Origin of the sequence: Streptomyces sp. NPDC060064 (genome assembly GCF_042736455.1) — a bacterium.
Classification (GTDB): domain Bacteria; phylum Actinomycetota; class Actinomycetes; order Streptomycetales; family Streptomycetaceae; genus Streptomyces.
The window spans coordinates 19,607-37,875 of record NZ_JBHWWF010000035.1 but is presented as its reverse complement, the minus strand read 5'-3'; the positions used below and the strand labels follow the sequence as shown (position 1 = coordinate 37,875).

Here is an 18,269-nt window from a genome sequence, read left to right as displayed (position 1 = left end):
CGGCGTGGCGATCCCCGGTCAAGGCCCCGAGACGGTCACCGCCTCCGGCGGATCGCCGCCTCGCGACTCGGCAGGTCAGATCCGGGCGCTGAGGCGCGCCTTCGCGGCCGGCCACTCCTCCGTGAGGAGGGAGAAGTAGACGGTGTCCCGCCATGTACCGTCCGGGCGTCGACGGTGGCGGCGCAGCACACCCTCGCGCCGGGCCCCCAGACGCGCGATGGCGGCCTGCGACCGCTGGTTCATATGGTCCGTCTTCAACTGGACGCGCCCCATGCCCAGCTCCTCGAAGGCGTGCGTCAGCAACAGCAGCTTCGCCTCGGTGTTGACCGCCGTGCGCCAGGACGCGCGCCCGTACCAGGTCCAGCCGATCTCCAGACGCTCGTTCTCCGCGTCGACGTCCATGAACGTGGTCCAGCCGACCGCCCGGCCGGTCGCGCGATGGATGACGGCGAACGGTATGTACGTGCCGTGCTCCGCGGCTTCAAGCAGTTCACCGAGCTTGGAGCCGAGTTCGTCCTGCGTATGCGGCGTCGGGCCGCCCTGCCAGCGCCAGACCTCGTCGTCTCCGCCGCCCGCGGCGAAGAGGTCGCCGAGATGCTCCATCGTCAACGGCTCGAGGCGCACATGGCGGCCGGTCAGTGTCACAGGCAAAGGTGTCTGGGCAGGCATGGCTCGAACCGTAACCACTTTCTGCACTAGCCGCAATCCTGTTTTGCACTAGTGCGATGTCCTACCGATTAGGCTTGCCGCGGGCCCCGAAACGATCAAGTATGCAGTTCCAAGTGGGTAGTTACCCCGGGGCAAGCGGGCGGGAGGGGTGGGGCATGGGGACCGTACGGAGACCAGGGGCGTACGTCTGCGGGATCGACGCGGCGATGGACGTGGTCGGCGGGAAGTGGAAGGTGCTGATCCTCTGGGCGCTCAACGAACAGACCTGCCGCTTCGGCGAACTGCGCAGGCTGGTTCCGGGCGTGACCGAGAAGGTTCTCGCCTCTCATCTGCGGGAGTTGGAGGCGGACGGCATTGTGCATCGCGAGGTCCATGCCGAGGTACCGCCTCGCGTCGAGTACTCGCTGACCTCGCTCGGGGTCTCACTCAACGACGCGCTGGCGCCGCTCGGCGCCTGGGGACGGGAGAACATCCTCGCGGGCTCGGTGGACACTCACCAGCCACAGTCCTAGGTGCCGAGCTTCCTCACGGAACGAGTGTGCCGCATCGGCGCAGTGTGACGTGTCACAGACAACCCGGGCGGTGCTGTGGGAGTTTCAACTGTGTTACTCCTCAGTGGAGTTGCTGAGCCGGGGATGAGGACCGGACGGCACGACGGACCGCATCGGTCGCCCCGCGAGGGCGCCGGAGGCGGAACCGCGGGCCGGCGGCGGCATCCGGCTCGAGACGGTCTGCCCGTACGTGGAGAGGATCGAATGAGCACCCTGGAAGCCATGACGCTGCTCGACCAGGTGGTCGACACGGCTCGGTATCCCCTGCCGGAACTCGAGAGCGCCGAGGGACAGGCCGTGGTTGCCCGTGCCCGGCGCGAACTGTCGACACTCGGCTGCACCGTACTGCCGGACTTCATCCGCCCGTCGCTCCGAGATGTGCTGCAACAGGAGTGCTCGGCCATCGCCCCCCGGGCACACTTCGACGTCGAAACGGTCAACGTCTACAACATCGCGGTGGACTCGGCTCTGCCTGAGGACCACCCCGGCCGGAGGACCTTCCAGCGGGGCAACGCGTTCGTCGCGCGGGACCGCGTCCCCGCAGACTCCGTCATCAGCCTGCTCTACTCGCACACGGTGTTCCAGCGCTTCGTCGCCCGCTGCTTCGGACTGCCGCAGCTGCACGAGTTGGCCGACCCGCTCTCCGGGCTGGTTCTCAACGTCGTCGCGCCGGGTATGGAGCATCCCTGGCACTTCGACACCAACGAGTTCACCGTGAGCATGCTCACCCGGCAGGCGCAGGACGGCGGCGTCTTCGAATACTGCCCCAACATCAGGTCCGCGCACGACGAGAGCTTCGACGACGTCCGGGACGTACTGGACGGCCGGGGTGAGCGGTTGACCAGGCGCCTCTCCCTGCAACCTGGTGACCTGCAACTGTTCAAGGGCCGCTACTCGCTGCACCGGGTGAGCCCCGTGCGGGGCGAGGTCGCGCGCCACTCCGCGATATTCGCGTACAGCGAGCGCCCCGGAGTCATCGGCAGCGTCGCACGGACCCGGCAGCTCTTCGGCCGGGTACTGCCCGAGCACCTGGCGGCCGAGGGCCGGGCCGTCCGGGGCGACCTACTGCTGGATTAGCAGACCGCGAAGGAGTGCAGTCGTCGCAGGCCGTTTCCCCACTCTGAGATCGACCGAGGAGTAAGCCCTGTGCGTTTCGACGCGACCGGAAAAGTCTCGCTCGACCACATCTACACCCAGCCCGATCCCCGCAGCTATTTCCGCCTACTGCGCCCGCTCGGCTACTGCGTTCCGCAACAGGCCAAGCCCTACTTCGCGAAGCTCATCAAGGAGTACCGGGAGTCCCAGCACGTCACGGTGCCGAAAGTGCTGGACATCGGCTGCTCGTACGGAATCAACGCAGCCCTGCTGAAGTACGACGCGACGATGGACGAGCTGTACGCGCGCTACGACGACGAGGGTCGCGAAGGGGAGAGCCGCGAAGCCCTGCTGGCCCGCGACCGGGAGCTGTCCCGCTTGCGCCGACCCGCCCAGCCCATCCGCTTTGTCGGCCTCGACACCTCCGGCAGCGCGCTGTCCTACGCGCTCGAGGCCGGGTTCCTCGACGACGCGGTGCACGCCGACCTGGAGGACCACGAGCCCACACCGCGCCAGCGCGCCCAGTTCGCCGGGACGGACCTGGTGATCTCGACGGGCTGCCTCGGCTATGTCACCGAGCGGACGCTCGGACGAGTCATCGAGGCACAGGGCACCCGCCGGCCCTGGATGGCGCACTTCGTGCTGCGGATGTTCCCGTTCGACCCCGTCGAGCGCGCACTGGCAGGGCTGGGCTACCGGACCATTCGTGTCGAAGAGGTATTCAAGCAGCGGCGGTTCGCCTCTTCGCAGGAACAGGCGCTCGTACTCGAGCGCATGTCGGCCGCCGGAGTGGATGCGCGGGGCCTGGAAGCGGAAGGCTGGATGTACGCACAGCTCTTCCTTTCCCGGCCCCACGACATCCCAGGTCCCAACGATCCGAATCGAGAGCGGAATTGAAGATCAGTCAGGACGTAGCAGGCAACGTGACCTTCGCCCAGGAGGACAGCCTGCCGCGCGTACCCCTGCCCACTCTGGAGGCGAGCTGTGAGAGGTTTCTCGCCTGGTCCGCGCCGCTGCTGAGCGCCGACGAGCGGGCGGCGACCGAGGCTGAGGTGGCCGCCTTCCTCCGGCCGGACGGCCCCGGCCGGGTGCTGCACGCGGCGCTGGAGGAGTACAACGCCACCGAGGGCGTGCACAGCTGGCTCGACACCTTCTGGCCCTACCGCTACCTGGGCCGCCGGGACCGGATCGCGCTCAACGCCAACTTCTTCTTCCTCTTCCAGGACTCCGGCCAGGCGCAGGTGGAGCGGGCGGCCGGGCTCATCGCCGGGGCTCTCAACTACAAGCGGCAGCTCGATCAGGAGCTCATTCCGCCGGTGGTGCAGCGCGGAGCGCCCCAGTCGATGGTGCAGAACAAGTTCCTGTTCTCCACCACCCGGATCCCCGGCGCGCAGCAGGACACCGTCCGCGCCCCCTACACCGACCAGTGGCCCGGCCCGTCCGACGCCCGGCACATCGTGGTGTTCTTCCGGGGCAACATGTTCCGGCTGGACGTGCTGGGCTCGGACGGTGTCCCGCACAGCCTGGACGACCTCGAGGCGGGGCTGCGCGCCGTGATGAAGTCCGCCGCCGAGCCGGCCGGCGCGGACACCTCGGTGGGCCATCTGACCACCATGGCCCGCGCGGAGTGGGCGGCCGCCCGCGAGTCCCTCCTCGCCCGCCACCCCCGCAACGCCGACGCGCTGGACGACGTCGAGACCGCGCTGTTCTGCGTGGCGCTGGAGGACTTCGCACCCGCGGACACCCAGGACACCTGCGACCAGCTGCTGTACGGCGACCGCGGCAACCGCTGGTTCGACAAGGCCGTGTCCCTCGTCGTCTTCGCCGACGGCCGGGCGGGCATCAACGTCGAGCACTGCGAGCTGGACGGGACCACCATCCTCAGCTTCACCGACGCCTTGCTCAGCGCCCCGGCCGAGGAGCACTCACAGCAGTCCGGGGCCCGTTCCCAGGGACTGCCGGCGCTGGAGCCGATCGTGTTCGAGCTGGACGACGCCCTGCGGGCCCAGGTGCGCTCCGCCGCCGACGCGTTCGCGGCGTACGGGCAGAACACCGCGACCAGCACCGTGTCGTTCGCGGACTTCGGCAGCAGCGCGATCAAGGCACTGGGGGTGTCGCCGGACGCATTCGTCCAGGTCGCCTACCAGCTCGCCCACCAGCGCGCGAAGGGGCACCTGGGCGCCACGTACGAGTCGATCGCCACCCGGCAGTACCGGCACGGGCGTACCGAGGCGATGCGCGTCGTCACCCCCGAGATGCGGGAGTTCGTGGCGGCGATGGACGACCCGGCGACGGATGCGGACACCCGGCGCGCCGCGTTCCGGGCCGCCGCCCAAGGCCATGTGGCGCGCGCGAAGGAGTGCCAGTCGGGGCAGGTGCCCGAGCAGCACCTGTGGGAGCTGGAGCTGATCCAGCGGCGGCGCGGGGCCGAGCTCGGGGTGACCGAGCAGCCCGCGCTGTACCGGACGCCGGGCTGGCTGACGATGCGGGACGACTACCTGAGCACCAGCTCCGCGCCGTCCGAGAACATCCAGTACTTCGGCTTCGGCTCGACCAGCAGCAGGTGCATCGGTGTGGCGTATGTGCTGCTGCCCGAGCGCTTCAACCTCTACCTGAGCACGCCGCTGGCGGTGGCCGACCAGATGCGGACGTTCGCCGACCGGCTCCGGGAGGCGGTGGCCGAACTGCGGGAGCTGGTGTCGTCCGAGGGGTCGGAGGACTGAACGGCCCGGGACGGGCCAAGGCGGGCTGACCAAGCCCGGGGGGCCGACTCGTTGACGGAGTCGGCCCCCCCGCACACGGCTGAGGTCCGCATGCTGCGTTGCGCTACGCCATCAGGGCGAGCAATACGCGATGGCCTGAATCCTCTTGGCGCTGCGGGTTGGGTTGTCGCCGACGACCTGCCAGCTGTCGTCGGGGGTGGCGGTCGTGGTCCGCCAGGAGATACCCGGCACAACCCCAGCGTTGGGGGTGTACCAACCGCCGGAGACCGCCTCGTGGTCGGACGGACATTGGGCTGTGCTCTGGGCGGAACCACCCGCAGGCACGGTGACGAGTGGTCCCCAGTATGCAGTGGTGCCGCCGGTACCAGCGGGACCTGTGGGGCCGGTCGGCCCCGGCGTACCCGGGTCACCCTGCGCGCCCGTCGGACCTGTGGGCCCGCCCGGCGTACCCGGCACACCCTGCGCGCCCGTCGGACCCGTCGCGCCCGTCGGGCCGGTCGCACCCCTCCTGCAGTTGTCCTTGTCGCCGAGTTGCGACACGTCCGTGCACGCATCGAGTACGCCGCTCGGACCGCTCGACGCGCTCACCCGCTCGCCCATGTTGTGAGCCGCGGCCGCGACGGGACTGATCACCCCGGCTGCCAGGACCAGCGCAAGCGAGGCGATCGTGCTGCCGGCCAGCCACTTGTCTCGACGTGGCAGCGGCCCCAGCACGGGCCCTGTCCTGTTGTCAGGAATCATGCATTTGCTCCTTGATTCAATCGTTTTGTCCGAACCCAAGGGTGAGCTTGGCCCGTACGCGGCCGATCGATCGTCACGCACGATCGAAACGCGCCGATTTTCGACAACTCGGAGCAATCGACATATTCATGATGAACTGATTTTCGTCCGCACATTGCGTGTAATTGAGCCCGGTCGCGCACCGGGGCCGTCGAAGTACTCGAACCTCGGCGACGGAGATTGCTCGGGTAACTCTGGTACGCCGCGGGGCGTTTCGGTTCGGACGCGGTGGTGTGGTGCCGCGAGGAGCATTGCGCGGCACCACAGGCGGGGCGGTTTGTCAGTCGTTGACGCAGGTGTTGCCGGATGCCTCGTTCAGCAGCGCGATGATGTCGATGGTGTTGCCGCAGAGGTTGATCGGGACGTGGATCGGAACCTGGATCACGTTGCCCGAGACGATGCCCGGGGAGCCTGCGGCGACGCCTTTGGCCCCGCTGTCGGCGACGGCGGCACCGGCGCCGCCCAGGAGCGCGCAGGCAACCAGGCCGGCAGCGGCAACCATTGATCGGATTTTCATGCTGATCTCCTATCGGTTGAGGTCGTGCCAACTCATCCGATAGCACTTGCCTTGTATGACCGAGTCGTTCACTCCTTGGTGGGCGAGTCGGTGAACGAGCAGGGCTGGGGCCCACAGTTCAGCTCGGGGTTGCGCATAAGCCGTGGCCGCGTGACCCATCACCTCGGTGAGTCCTACTCCTGGGGCTGCCAGGCGTAGCGAATGTCCGGCTCACGTTCCTCATTGCGCAGTCCGTCACTGCGCTCAACTGCGATGAAGCCGTGTCGCTCGTAGAACCGTTGCGCTGGTCCGTTGACCTGGAACGTCCACAACCCCAGTCCATCGGGCCGCTGCTGCTTGGCCAACTCCACGAACCGGTCGCCCACACCCCGGCCGCGCCACGAGGGATCGAGGTAAAGCTGTTCCAGTTCTCCGCCATCGAGTACCAGGAGCCCGACCACGGCGCCCTCGGCGACGACTACCCAGGTCTCGTACTGAGGCACGACCACGTAGGAGAACCAGTCCCGCACCTCATCGTCGCTGTGCGCGCGGCGCACGGTCGGCAGCGCAGCGGTGAAGGAACGCAGCCACACTTCGGCTATGTCGGCCGCATCGGAGTCATCCGCACGCCGAAAAACAAGCTCAGCACTGTTCACAGCGCGCGACTATCGCAGATGAGTGATCCTGGCGCATCCGGATTCGGGATCGCGCCGCCGTGGGTCCGGGCTTCGGATTACTCAGGTTTCTCCGCTCAGTTATCCATATGTGTCGCTGAGAGCCCAGCAGGCCCAGGCGACGACGGCCACCGGCACGACGATGGCCACCGAGCCGAGAGCAATTCCGGCCCGCGCGCGGTGGCGGTCAGCCTCCTCCTTCCCCCTCATGTCGCGCAGAGCCCCCACGCCGGAGACGACCGCACAGATCCCGACAGGCACGATCAGGTAAACGGGGAAGATCCGGATCCACGACGAGACGGCGGACGGCAGCCAAGGGCATCCGAACATGGCCACGGCGCCGACGCCCAGGAGCAGCGAGCAGGTGCCGGTGCGCCCCTGCGGCGCCGTCACTTGGGGCTCCACTCGGACTCCGGCCATTCGTACTCGTCGAAGCCGCCCGGGAGCTTCCCGCACGGTGCGTAAACGCTGACGGCGAGCGTTCCGGTGGGCTCGTACCAGTCCACATCGACCATCTCGTCGGTGTCCGGGCGCTCGAACCTGAAGCCCAGGTCGGAGACGTTCTCGCTGGTGAGCTTCCAGCCCTCCTGCTCCAGCCGCCGGCGTACGCGCTCCTGGCCGCTGCGGGCGGTGTTCCTTGGGACGTCCGTCACACGCCATTCGAGTCCGAAGCTGCGCACGTCGCTGCGGCCTTGGTCTATGTGGGCGATGGACCGCAGCCCGCGGTAGTAGCAGGTGCCCGTTTCCACGCGGGAGCTCACGTCGGGCGGCCCGGGCAGGGCCACCTCGTCGTACACCCGCTGGGCTTCCTGCTTGAGCCGAGTGGCGACCTGGTCAGGGTCGCTCGCCGGATATGGCTCCCCGTTCCACACGCGGTAGCAGGTCACGGTCACGGTCACGGTCACGGCCACGACGAGCAGGACGCCGATGAGCCACAGAATCGAACGAACGGAGTGCTTCTTCAGCATCCGTCGGCCCCCACGCCGGCCGTAGTGGCGGCCATGCGAGAGACGCGCCACATCGATGCGGGGCGGAAGGTGCAGGTGGCAGGCTGAACGGAACTCATGGTGCGGAGGTTAGAGGGCCGGGGACGCACGGCGCGTGGGGGTGACTACTCAGATCCAGGTGAGTAGCCAAGCAGCCCTGGCAGTCGAACACGGGGTTCAGTTGGCCGGCACGATGGCTTGCCGCACCGACCGATCGAGTCACCTTGGCTACGGGTGCGTTCGGCTGGTCGTGTCGGCAGTGTGCTGCTGCTGGCGACCGTCAGCGGCGGGTGTGTTCGATGTTTCCGTCGGTGCGGCGTGGTGTCGTTGCCCAGGATGGGAGCCAGGCTGTCTCGGGGAGCGGTGCCAGGCTTCCGAAGTGGTTGATGATTGCCCGGAGTCCTGGGTGTGGATTCGCTCGGGGGAGGATGAGCGAGAGCGGGTATGCGAGCGTCGGATTCACGATCGGGATGCGGCGTAGGTCGTAGTTCGTCGGCCAGATGTACCGGTCGCGCGAGCCTACGAGGGTTGCCACGTCTGCGGAGTCCGCGAGGATGTCGAGGAGTACCTCGTTGCCGAAGTTCGGGCCCGCGGCGTCAATGCGGAGGTCGAAGTCGGTGGCGAGCTGATCGTAGAACTCTGCCCATTCGCTTCGCGGCGCGATACCCGGCACCCAGATCCGGTGCCGGCGCAGCTGGGACGGTGTCAGTGTTCGTGCGGAGGCGAGCGGGTGCCTCGGGCCGACGAGGAGTTCCAGCGGGGAGTCGAACGCGTGGATCATTTGCACGTCGCGCGGCAGTGTGGCCGGGTCGGTGACCGAGCGGAACGAGGCGTCGATATCGCCGGCTTGGACGGCGGTGACCGCCACGCGCGGGTCGTTGACCCTGAGGGTCACCACGTCGAGGTCGGTTTCGGGATGCGACCGCCAATAGTCGTGCAGGACGACGGCCTGCGCGGATCGCAGGCCGAGAACGTCGATCCGAAGGGCCCGCGAGCCCGGTCTGATCGCGGTGATGGCGCGATCGACACCCGTGATGATGTTCCGGGCGTGCGGGAGGAAAGCTTGGCCGTCGAGTGTCAGCTCGACCCCTCGGGCGGTGCGGGTGAACAACCGGACGTCGAGTTCGCGCTCGAGGGTTGCGATCCGCTTCGACACGGCCTGTTGCGTTACGCCGAGCTCGTCGGCCGCGTGTTGCAGCTGTCCGAGCTCGGCCGCGCGGACGAACGATCGCACCGCCTCGGTCTCCATTGATCCAGCATACGCATGCCCAACTGATGGTTGTGGCTCGCCCGGGAGTCGGTTGTTTGATCCCGCGACGGTGCGGCCGGTGTGATGCAGAGACCCAAACATCGGTTGTCGCGAGGGAGTCGCATGCGCGTGCAGTTGGGGCGCAGTTTCGGTTGGCTGTGGTCGGCCTGCGCCGTCAGTACGTACGGGACGTGGATTGCCTTCGGCGCGTTCCCGCTGATCGCGGTTCGAGTGCTGCACTCGCCGGCATTCGCCGTGTCGCTCCTGGAGGCGGCCGGGCTCGCCGTCGCGGCGATTGTCGCGTTCTCGCTCGGGCCGTGGGTTGAGCACCGGGCCAAGCGTCCGGTGATGATCGCGATGGACCTGATCCGGTTCGTCGCGATGGCAAGTGTCCCGATCGCGTACGTCCTCGGCTTGCTTTCATACGGCCAACTGCTGGTCGTCTCGGTCATCTCCGGGACCGCGAGCATCGCCTTCACTGCCGCATCCGGCGCGTATCTGAAGTATCTCGTCCGTAGCGATCACCTCCTTGTGGCGAACGGGAGATTCGAGGGCACGAGCTGGGTGGCGACCGCGGCGGGCCCGCCCCTCGGTGGAGCACTCACAGGGTTGCTCGGCCCGGTCATCACTGTCATGGCCGACGCCCTCAGCTACCTGCTGTCCGCGCTCGGGGTCCTCCGCATCCGCGGAGGCGACGTCGCGGCACCCTGCGACCGGGCCACCAGGTTGCGCGGAGCCGACCTTCTCGGCGGCTGGCGGTTCATCCTCCGCGACCGCGCACTAAGGCGCCTGTTCCTCAACTCAATCCTGGTCGGCGGCCTGATCATGGCCACCGTCCCGCTCCTGTCCGTCCTCCTGCTGGGCCAGTACCACTTCCCGGCCTGGCAATACGGTCTTGCCTTCGGCATCCCGGCACTCGGCGGCTTCGTGGGCGCCCGCTTCTCCGCGCGCCTCGTGACCCGCTACGGCCGGCACCGGGTCATGATCGTCTCCGGCTGGCTGCGATCGCTCTTCCCACTCGGTCTCACGTTCGTCCATCCCGGCATCCCCGGACTCCTCACCGTGATCATCGTCGAGGGTCTGCTGATCACCTGCATGGGCATCTTCAATCCGATCTACGCAACAGAACGCCTGCAACGGACTCCCGCGGATCACACCGCCCAAATCCTCAGTACATGGAGTGCCGTCAGCAAACTCCTACAAGCTGCCCTGATGGTGATCTGGGGCATTCTCGCCACACTCACCAGCCCGCTCGCCGCGATCACCATGTCCGGCGTTCTCCTGCTCGCCACCCCGTTCTTGCTGCCCAAGCGGATACATTTGTCCGCCCCTGAGCCCGCCGCGTCGGCCGAAGACGTCCGGGTCGCATGACTCACCGCAACGCCCCGCTCACCCCGGAAGGGCGCCGCCGGCTCAACGAGCGCTGCCGCTACGGCGAGCTCGGACTGATTGACCGGTCCTCGGCCCCGCACCGGCAGACCGACCGCCCCCTGGTCGTCCGGTCGACCGGATCGAGAGGATGCGCCGCGAGCGCAAGCGGGTCTGCCTCGCGGATCGCGTTCCAGCTGGAGCAGGACGGCACGCCCGTCGGCCGTACTCCTCCGAAGGGGAAGCGATGGAGCGGGTGGCAGCCGCGTGACAGCGGTGAGGGCTGCTACCGGGAAATCCGGGATAGCAGCCCTCACTACTGTTGCTGACAGCGCGTCAGGGTTTGGCGTGGCGATGCACACTCAATCCAACGCGATGGTGCTCAACTGCTCGACACCACTGACCGGCGTCAGCCGCCCAGCCCGTCGGCGGCCTGCTTGATGTCCGCCGCGAAGGTGCTCACCTCGGTGTAGACACCGGGCTTGCCCGGGCGCGCGCAGCCCTCGCCCCAGCTGACGATGCCGACCTGGATCCAGGCACCCGCGTCGTCCTTGCGGAACATGGGGCCGCCGGAGTCGCCCTGGCAGGTGTCGACGCCGCCGGTGTCCAGGACCCCGGCGCAGAGCTCTTCGCCGGGGGTCAGCTGGTCGCCGTACGCCGTCTGGCAGGTGGCATCGTCGATGAACGGGACCTTGGCCTTGAGCAGATAGCGCTGCTGGTCGCCGCCTTCCTTGTCCGCGCCCCAGCCGGCGATGTCGAAATCGCCAGTGTTGAACTTGTCGTCCCCGGCGATCGGCAGGGTCGGCAGATCGATCGGCTTCTCGAGCTTGATCAGTGCCCAGTCCTTGCCCTTGCCGTTGTAGCCGGGCGCCTGGAGGACCTCGGTGGACTTCACGCTTATCGCGTTGGAGTCCTCCAGGTCGACGACGCCCGCCGTCGCGGTGATGCCGGTGTTCGGGCCGCTGCCGTCGACGCAGTGGGCGGCGGTGAGAACGATGTCCTTGGCGTACAGAGCGCCGCCACAGCCCATGGACAGGCGGACCATGAATGGGAATTCACCCTGATCGGCCTTGGTCCCGCCGACGACCTTCGCGCCTACCTCACCGCGTGGGGTCGGTGCGGAGGCGGCGTTGGCCGAGCCGGGCTGGAGGCTGAAGGCGGCGAGGGCGACGGCACCGATCGCGGTGGTCGCCCTGAGGTGCTTCAGGTAGCTCTTCAACGGACTTCCTCTCGTGGGGGGTACGCCCATGACGAGCCCATGCCAACCCCGGAATCGGAAGTCACCACCGAATGAAGTGCGTTGGAAAACGGCAGCACGCCGCAAGGCGTCCGAACCCAGTGGGGGATGAGTCCGCAAAGCGCCCTGCGATTATGTGGAACAAGCGACCGGGGCGACAAGAGTGCGCAGTCCCCCAACTCTCCCTAGGGTTGTGGCCTGTTGGGGACATACCGGCCGATCCAGCCGCCAGTTCGGCGTGATGAGCCTGACAAGTAGAGGCGGGAAATCCTTCTGACCTGCATGTATGCGGCTGCTTGGACATGTGCGGTGCACAACCGGTGCACACGGTGTGTGAGCGGAGGCGACGGCGTTTCACTCCTGAGACACCCGCCGCCGAGCCGACCACCGAACAGTCGAGGATCCGCCCGTCCACGGTGCCGATCAGCAGCCGTCCCGGCCCGGTGAGCGCGAGCGAGAGCGGAACCACGATTTGGCCGTCGGCCGCCAGCCCCAATTCGGGGTGACGGCCCTCGCCGTGACGCCTGTGCCGGCAGGTTTCAGGGGCGCCGGGCCCACCTGGAGGTCGAAGTACAGCCGTGAAAACGATCTGGCCGACGGCTTCACCCGCGGCTGAATGAGACGGAAAGTGAGACGGGCGCGGCGGTCGTTGTTAGTACAGCCTCGTACTGGGCCGTATTCGGCTGTCTGGCCAACGCAACGACATGCCGTGCCGGGCGTCGCGAGCGTCAAAGGCCTTCGACCTGTGATCATGGAGCGTTCATTAAAAGTGATCGACGATGAGCTTCAGGTCGCGGGGGCCGATGTGCCGCCGGCGTGTGGCGCTCGCGGAAACGCGCTGTAGGTGATGTGGTGAACTGGTTGACCTCGCTGCCGGCGGTGGTGCTGGTTGTGGGCGGGCTCTTGCTTGCCTTACTGGTCGCGGCCGTGGCGCGGGTCGGCGTCCGGGTGCTCGTACCGGTCGAGGAACGGGATCGGGTGCCGCAGATCGCCACGCCCCTGATGCCGACACTCGGCGCTGCCTTCGCGATCTTTGCGGCACTCACACTGGCCAGCGAGGCAGGCTACCTGCGCGCAGCCGAGGGGTTGGTGAGCGACGAGGCGGCCGCGGCCTCCCGTCTGGCATGGGCGGCGACAAGTCCGCGAGTCCAGTCGGAGCCGATCCATGCGGCACTGCTGGACTACTTGCAGACCACGCGTGCCAGGGAGTGGGAGGCTACAGCAGCGGCGTCCGGTGACAACCCCGCCACCGCTCGCGCGATCGCACGGCTGGAGCGGAGTGTGCGCGCCGAGGCGGCCAGGCCCGAGGTGGGAACCCCGACAGGCACGGAGCTGGTGGTTTCCGTGGACGGTGTCACCAGTAGTCGTCGCGCCCGCGTTGCGGCCGCCTCGCGCGACGTTCCCGCGCTCTACGTCGTCACGCTTGTGGTCAGCGGACTGGCCTTGATCGTGAACTCCGGCGCACTGGTCTTCCGCAGCAGCCTGCGAACGTCACTGCTGATCGTAGGTGTTGCGAGTGTGGTCGGGCTGAGCCTGGCGTTGCTCTTCGCACTCAGCGCGCCCTGGAGCGGACCGTTCATCGTCAGTGGGCATCCACTCGACGCCATCATCGGGAACCTGAAGTCCGGCTTCTTCAACGGAGGGCCGTAGGCGACGGGCGCGATCAGTACGCAGCGCGAAGAAGGCCGCCCACCGAGCTATGGACGACCATGTTCGCGGTGGCTACGACGAGTTCGCGCTGCATGCCGGTGTGGCTGTCGAGAAACTCGCCGAGGCGGTACTGGTCTCGAAGAACGGAGCCTCCGCAAAAACCCGTTGGGCAGACCACGGCGACCACTGTTAATCTTCCGGAGGCCGTGCGAGAGAACGAGGAGGTGGTACCCGTGAACGTATCGACATGGGTGCTCTCCTCGGGGGTCACGGTCGGGCGATAGGTCGTCCGGGAGCGCCGTTTCAACAGCACTCCCGAAAGGCACGACCATGCAATTCACTTCTGAACTGCGCCTCGACGACGGCGTCCTCGAGCGCGAATTCACCCTCGGCGAGATCCCCGGCACCCTGTGGACGCCTGAATCCGCCGCACCGGTCCCGCTGATCCTGATGGCTCACAACAACGGCCTGCCCAAGGGGCAATCCCGGCTGGTGGCCCGGGCCCGGCAAACCGCGGCGTACGGCTACGCGGTGGCCGCCATCGACGCCACCGGGTGCGGTGACCGGCCCCGTTCCGCCGCCGACGAGCAGGCCCGCGCCGACCTCCGCCGGGCGATGCAGGCCGGCGAGCCGGTCGACGAGATCTTCGAGTCCTTCATCGGCCCGCTGGTCGAAAAGGCGGTCCCGGACTGGCAGACCACCCTGGACGCCCTCCTTTCGCTGCCCGAGATCGACGGCCCGGTCGGGTACTCGGGGTGGACCGCCGTCGGCATTCGGCTGGCGGTGGTCGAGCCGCGCATCGCGGCCGCCGGTTTCTTCGCCGGGGGTTACGTGCCCCGCGCCCAGCGCGAGGAGGCCCGGCAGGTCACCATTCCGCTGCTGTTCCTGCTGCAGTGGGACGACGAAGGAAACCCCCGGCAACGGGCCCTGGACCTGTTCGACGCCTTCGGCACCAAGGAGAAGACGCTGCACGCCAATATGGGCGGGCACGTCGGCACCCCGTGGTTCGAGGTGGAGGACGGGGGGCGGTTCTACGACCGGCACCTGAAGTGAGGCCGGGCCGTCAGGCCGGCAACAGACGCTAGGCGCTGTCGGCCGGCATGCCGCTCATCGAGGACAGGCCCCGGCCCACCTCGATGGCGGAGGCCGGCAGATGCACCACCGTCCCGATCGCGCCGGTACCGGCCATCGGCGGTACCGACCGGTCGGGGCGGCGCTCGGCCACCAGCGCCTCCCTGGTGCTCTCGCGCTTGGCAGTCAGGATGGCTGGACTTGGTCGAAGAGGGCGAGGGCTTCGGCGGGGTCCGGGCTCACGAGGCGTTCCAGACCGGCCGTCGTGATCTTCGCCCACCTGCCGGCCCGTGCCCACATTTGTTCCTCGAAGGCGCGGACGGCCTCGTCCAGATCTCCAGGGCCGGTGGCGATGGACTCGGCGAGTTCGGCGCCTTCCAGCATCGCGAGGTTCGCGCCCGCCCCCAATGGGGGCATCAGATGGGCGGCGTCGCCCAGTAGCGTCACCCCGGAGACGTGGGTCCAGGTGTGGGACACGGGCAGGACGTAGAGGGGGCGGTGGACGAAAGCGGTGCCGTGGCGGAGGAGGTCGAGGACGGGAGCGGCCCAGCCGTCGAACAGAGCCAGCAGACTCGATCGCACGGCCTCGACGTCGGCCAGGTCCAGGTTCGTGTGCCAGTCCAGCGGCGCGCGGAACTGGGCGTACACCTTGACGTGGCCGCCGCTGTTGCGCTGGGCGACGAGAGCTCGGCTCACGCCGTACACAGCCACGGAACCGTCGCCGATCAACCGGGCGAGGTCAGGGTGGCGGGTGTCGACGTCGTCCAGGGAGGTCTCGACCAAGGTGACGCCGGTGTACTGCGGCGTCACCGACGAGACCGCCGGGCGGACCCGGGACCAGGCACCGTCCGCGCCGACTACGAGGTCGAACGTCTCCTGTCGCCCGTCCGCGAAATGGACCAGCACGCCATCCCGGGTCCCCGGCACCACCTGCGTCACGCCCCGCCCCCACCGGACGTCGAGAGGGCCGAGCAGCAGGTCACGGAGTTGCCCGCGGTCGATCTCGGGATTGGCCCGGTCGTCTGGACGGGGTCGCCAGTCGCGCAGGACGGTCCCGGCCGCGTCCAGGATGCGCATGGCCTGCCCCTCGGGACGAGACAGCGCCTGAAACTCCGCCAGCAGCCCCGCCTTGTCCAGCGCGAGCTGGCCCAGCCCTTCGTGCAGATCCAGCGTGCCGCCCGGGGGGCGGGCGTCGGGGGCGGGATCGCGTTCGAGGACGGCGACGGGGTAATCATGGCGGTGCAGGACGCGGGCGAAGGTAAGGCCGGCAGGACCGCTCCCGACCACTGCGATGCGGTGTCTCATGTCGATACACTGTATTTCTCCATTACGGTGCATCGCAACAGTACGATGTGACCATGACTGTGTGGGACCGGCCGGAGCCGCCGACTCGCCCCGTGCCGCTCGACCGGAAGCGGATCGTCGCCGCCGCCATCGCGCTGGCCGACGAGGGCGGGCTGGAAGCGGTGTCGTTGCGCAAGGTCGCCGCCCGGCTGGACGCCGGCCCGATGCGGCTGTACGGATTCATCTCCACCAAGGAGGAGCTGTTCGACCTCATGGTGGACGAGGTCCACGCCGAGATTCTCCCCGAGGAGCAGCCCGGCGACTGGCGGGAGGCGCTGCGCATCCTCGCCCACCGCACCAGGCGGGCCGCTCTCCGTCACGAATGGCTGGCCGACCTGCTCGGCGGCCGTCCGGCCCTGGGCCCGAACGGCCTCGCCGTGGCCGAGGCCACGCTGGCCGCCCTCGACGGCCTCGCCGACCTCGACACCGTCATGCGCGCCGTGGAGACTGTCGGCGCCTACTTCACTGGCGCGATCAGGCGCGAGATCGCGAACCTGCGGGCCGAGCGTGCCACGGGCCTGTCCAAGCGCGACTGGCAGCGCGCCTCCGGCCCGCATGTGACGAGAATGTTGGCCACGGGCCGCTTCCCGGCGCTGACCAAGGCCGTGTACGACGGCACGGACGTGGACGCCGAGACATCCTTCGCGACCGGCCTGGACTGGGTACTCGACGCTGTGGCCGCCAAACTCACCCGGCCGCCGGCGTGACGCTCAGCTCTTGCCGAACGTGAGCGAGGCCGGGGTCGGTGTCCACGGGCCGTACGACGTAGAGCCGCCAACCGCACCGGGCCCGCCGTCACCGAACCGTCGTCAACCCCGCCGGGCTACCGTCAAAATCCGGTCCGATCCTCCTCGCGGGCCGGAACGAGTGAGGGCTGCCACCCCGGTTCGGGGTGGCAGCCATCACTGCTGCTGACGTCACGTCAGAGGATCGGCCGGGCGGTGCACACACGGTGCACAAGGGAGCGCGCCCGGACCTGATCTTTAGATGTCGTAGAACTGATGCGCCGGGTTTCTGGCCGGGGGCGATCATCTCGGGCGACCCTCCCACCTGCGGCGGGGCCGTCGTTGAGTGTCGTCCTTGGCCAGCCTTGAGCGACCTTCCACGGCCCCACGACGGCCCGACGTAGCGTCGCCATCGGGCGAGCGTCTGAGGAGATTCCGGTGCACGCTGGGGTCGTGTCCGGACGCCCACCGGTGATCGTGCACCCGCCCTCCCGGACGGGAGGCCGGCGGGTGATGATTGGCTACCAGGTCGCGGGACTCGCGATGGGTCCGGCTGACCTGTTGGAGTTCTTGCGCAGGGCTGGGCTTGATCCGGACGTGTTGGCTCTCGGTGATCCGGCGCTCATTGAGTGGCCTGGACCTCTGGGGTGAGCCGCGCAGCTAGCCACCTCGCGCACGGCTCCGGAGGAAACCGAGTCATGGAACCGGTGACCTCTCTACAGACTGTCCACCGAACTTCCGGCGATGTGCTGCGGCGACTGACAGAGCTGATGCAGCGATGCCCGTGTCCACGTGTGTGATCTCTGTACAAGCTCGCCAATGCTGCTCGCCTGCGCTGGTAGCTCCCGTCATGCGCCCTTGCGTCGAGCGCGATGGTGAGCCACTGTCAGATTTTCGCAACCTCTGCCAGCGCCACACGTGCGAGGGGAACGGTGATGGTGAAACCGAACGCCGCATCGTCATGGGCGGCCAGCGTTTTCGGAGAGTTGACTGCCCCGCTGGCGAGACGGATATCGCTGTGCATCGTCCGAGCTCATGAGCGGGCACGAGTCGGGCAGCAGGGAGTCCGCACACAGACGCTGGAGGCCTACGGGCATGGTCTCCATGCATGCCAATACGAAGAATTAGCCGCAGGCTTGGCTGACCTTCCCGGCGCCACTCCGGTACGTCTTCAGGCTCGAACCGTGATGGTGGTCGCCGGCCAGGTTCTTTACCCGATCCGATATGCGAAGCAAGATGTACCTGTGACGGTGGCTCGACTCCGTCGCGCGGTTGGCCTCCGCGCTGACCTGATCCGGCGACACGGACCAGAGCCCATGCAGGGAGAGCTGGACTTAGGGTTCGAAGAACTACGGGAGCAGGAGTTCCACGACGACCTGAACCAACTCGACCCAGACATTGGCTTAGTGATCCTGGCCTACGCATGTGCGATGGACAAGGGAGTCATGCGCCTTGAGTGGGGAGACGCAGAGCTGCGCCGCGGGGATCGTCATCTGCTGTGGCACCACCACGAAGCGCTGGATCTGCCCATCGAACGACGCTCCGCGTAGCGACCGACCCAGCGTGATGCCCGCCGAGTGCGCCGGCTGACTCCCCACATCGCCTTCTGATCCGTAGCTCTAGCCAGAATCTGCTGGCCGGTGACGACGAG

Annotated in this window: 21 protein-coding genes and 1 pseudogene; 11 read left to right on the top strand and 11 right to left on the bottom strand. The window is 68.0% G+C overall.

Annotation, left to right across the window (positions count from 1 at the left end; all coding sequences use genetic code 11):
- Positions 1-75: 75 nt before the first annotated feature.
- Positions 76-669, bottom strand: coding sequence for a GNAT family N-acetyltransferase (locus tag ACFWDI_RS32345; RefSeq protein ID WP_385309483.1), 594 nt, complete (start codon positions 667-669; stop codon positions 76-78).
- A gap of 155 nt (positions 670-824) precedes the next feature.
- On the opposite strand from ACFWDI_RS32345, the gene ACFWDI_RS32340 reads away from it, so the two are divergent.
- The 4 genes from ACFWDI_RS32340 (at position 825) to ACFWDI_RS32325 (ending at position 5,038) form a co-directional block, all read left to right on the top strand.
- Complete coding sequence (locus tag ACFWDI_RS32340; protein ID WP_385309481.1) at positions 825-1,181, top strand: winged helix-turn-helix transcriptional regulator; 357 nt, start codon at positions 825-827, stop codon at positions 1,179-1,181.
- Between the two features lie 243 nt (positions 1,182-1,424).
- Positions 1,425-2,297, top strand: coding sequence for an arpA protein (locus ACFWDI_RS32335; protein WP_385309479.1), 873 nt, complete (start codon positions 1,425-1,427; stop codon positions 2,295-2,297).
- 69 nt (positions 2,298-2,366) lie between these two features.
- Complete coding sequence (locus tag ACFWDI_RS32330; RefSeq protein ID WP_385309478.1) at positions 2,367-3,212, top strand: class I SAM-dependent methyltransferase; 846 nt, start codon at positions 2,367-2,369, stop codon at positions 3,210-3,212.
- A 26-nt stretch (positions 3,213-3,238) separates the two neighbouring features.
- Positions 3,239-5,038 (top strand): choline/carnitine O-acyltransferase, encoded by a 1,800-nt coding sequence (locus tag ACFWDI_RS32325; RefSeq protein WP_385309476.1) that lies wholly within the window; start codon positions 3,239-3,241, stop codon positions 5,036-5,038.
- A 111-nt stretch (positions 5,039-5,149) separates the two neighbouring features.
- Here ACFWDI_RS32325 and ACFWDI_RS32320 read toward each other — a convergent pair whose 3' ends face one another.
- From ACFWDI_RS32320 to ACFWDI_RS32295, 6 genes are all read right to left on the bottom strand, one after another.
- Positions 5,150-5,779 (bottom strand): hypothetical protein, encoded by a 630-nt coding sequence (locus tag ACFWDI_RS32320; protein ID WP_385309475.1) that lies wholly within the window; start codon positions 5,777-5,779, stop codon positions 5,150-5,152.
- Between the two features lie 319 nt (positions 5,780-6,098).
- Positions 6,099-6,335, bottom strand: coding sequence for a chaplin (locus ACFWDI_RS32315; RefSeq protein WP_385309473.1), 237 nt, complete (start codon positions 6,333-6,335; stop codon positions 6,099-6,101).
- Between the two features lie 173 nt (positions 6,336-6,508).
- Positions 6,509-6,970 carry a GNAT family N-acetyltransferase gene (locus ACFWDI_RS32310; protein ID WP_385309471.1) on the bottom strand — a complete coding sequence of 154 codons (462 nt, stop codon included), beginning with the start codon at positions 6,968-6,970 and terminating at the stop codon, positions 6,509-6,511.
- 99 nt (positions 6,971-7,069) lie between these two features.
- Positions 7,070-7,381 carry a hypothetical protein gene (locus tag ACFWDI_RS32305; protein WP_385309469.1) on the bottom strand — a complete coding sequence of 104 codons (312 nt, stop codon included), beginning with the start codon at positions 7,379-7,381 and terminating at the stop codon, positions 7,070-7,072.
- Positions 7,378-7,956, bottom strand: coding sequence for a hypothetical protein (locus tag ACFWDI_RS32300; protein ID WP_385309467.1), 579 nt, complete (start codon positions 7,954-7,956; stop codon positions 7,378-7,380). Before ACFWDI_RS32300 ends, ACFWDI_RS32305 begins: the two co-directional genes overlap by 4 nt.
- 298 nt (positions 7,957-8,254) lie before the next feature.
- On the bottom strand, positions 8,255-9,223 hold the full coding sequence (locus tag ACFWDI_RS32295; RefSeq protein ID WP_385309465.1) for a LysR family transcriptional regulator: 969 nt from the start codon (positions 9,221-9,223) through the stop codon (positions 8,255-8,257).
- A 123-nt stretch (positions 9,224-9,346) separates the two neighbouring features.
- On the opposite strand from ACFWDI_RS32295, the gene ACFWDI_RS32290 reads away from it, so the two are divergent.
- Both ACFWDI_RS32290 and ACFWDI_RS32285 read left to right on the top strand, forming a co-directional pair.
- Positions 9,347-10,594: an MFS transporter gene (locus tag ACFWDI_RS32290; protein WP_385309464.1), complete on the top strand. Its 1,248-nt coding sequence runs from the start codon at positions 9,347-9,349 to the stop codon at positions 10,592-10,594.
- Positions 10,591-10,812 (top strand): annotated as a pseudogene (locus ACFWDI_RS32285) (hypothetical protein); the annotation flags it as partial. The gene ACFWDI_RS32290 and the pseudogene ACFWDI_RS32285, both read left to right, overlap by 4 nt.
- Positions 10,813-11,000: 188 nt before the next feature.
- On the opposite strand, the gene ACFWDI_RS32280 reads toward ACFWDI_RS32285, so the two are convergent.
- Entirely contained in the window at positions 11,001-11,810 is an 810-nt protein-coding gene (locus tag ACFWDI_RS32280; RefSeq protein WP_385309462.1) for a S1 family peptidase, read from the bottom strand.
- An 870-nt stretch (positions 11,811-12,680) separates the two neighbouring features.
- On the opposite strand from ACFWDI_RS32280, the gene ACFWDI_RS32275 reads away from it, so the two are divergent.
- The 3 genes from ACFWDI_RS32275 to ACFWDI_RS32265 all read left to right on the top strand — a co-directional run bounded on the left by ACFWDI_RS32275 (position 12,681) and on the right by ACFWDI_RS32265 (position 14,531).
- Positions 12,681-13,478: a hypothetical protein gene (locus tag ACFWDI_RS32275; RefSeq protein WP_385309460.1), complete on the top strand. Its 798-nt coding sequence runs from the start codon at positions 12,681-12,683 to the stop codon at positions 13,476-13,478.
- Between the two features lie 49 nt (positions 13,479-13,527).
- Positions 13,528-13,671, top strand: a complete 144-nt coding sequence (locus tag ACFWDI_RS32270) for a hypothetical protein (RefSeq protein ID WP_385309459.1) — start codon at positions 13,528-13,530, stop codon at positions 13,669-13,671.
- Between the two features lie 137 nt (positions 13,672-13,808).
- Entirely contained in the window at positions 13,809-14,531 is a 723-nt protein-coding gene (locus ACFWDI_RS32265) for a dienelactone hydrolase family protein (protein WP_385309457.1), read from the top strand.
- A gap of 28 nt (positions 14,532-14,559) precedes the next feature.
- Here the strand turns inward: ACFWDI_RS32265 and ACFWDI_RS32260 are convergent, their stop codons facing one another.
- Entirely contained in the window at positions 14,560-14,703 is a 144-nt protein-coding gene (locus ACFWDI_RS32260) for a hypothetical protein (RefSeq protein WP_385309455.1), read from the bottom strand.
- A gap of 32 nt (positions 14,704-14,735) precedes the next feature.
- On the bottom strand, positions 14,736-15,854 hold the full coding sequence (locus tag ACFWDI_RS32255; protein WP_385309454.1) for an FAD-dependent oxidoreductase: 1,119 nt from the start codon (positions 15,852-15,854) through the stop codon (positions 14,736-14,738).
- A 53-nt stretch (positions 15,855-15,907) separates the two neighbouring features.
- Here ACFWDI_RS32255 and ACFWDI_RS32250 point away from each other — a divergent pair, with 53 nt between their 5' ends.
- Entirely contained in the window at positions 15,908-16,600 is a 693-nt protein-coding gene (locus tag ACFWDI_RS32250; RefSeq protein ID WP_385309452.1) for a TetR/AcrR family transcriptional regulator, read from the top strand.
- A gap of 904 nt (positions 16,601-17,504) precedes the next feature.
- Here ACFWDI_RS32250 and ACFWDI_RS32245 read toward each other — a convergent pair.
- Positions 17,505-17,642: a hypothetical protein gene (locus tag ACFWDI_RS32245; RefSeq protein WP_385309451.1), complete on the bottom strand. Its 138-nt coding sequence runs from the start codon at positions 17,640-17,642 to the stop codon at positions 17,505-17,507.
- Positions 17,643-17,934: 292 nt separating this feature from the next.
- Between ACFWDI_RS32245 and ACFWDI_RS32240 the strand changes: the two genes are divergently transcribed.
- Entirely contained in the window at positions 17,935-18,168 is a 234-nt protein-coding gene (locus ACFWDI_RS32240) for a hypothetical protein (protein ID WP_385309449.1), read from the top strand.
- Positions 18,169-18,269: the final 101 nt, after the last annotated feature.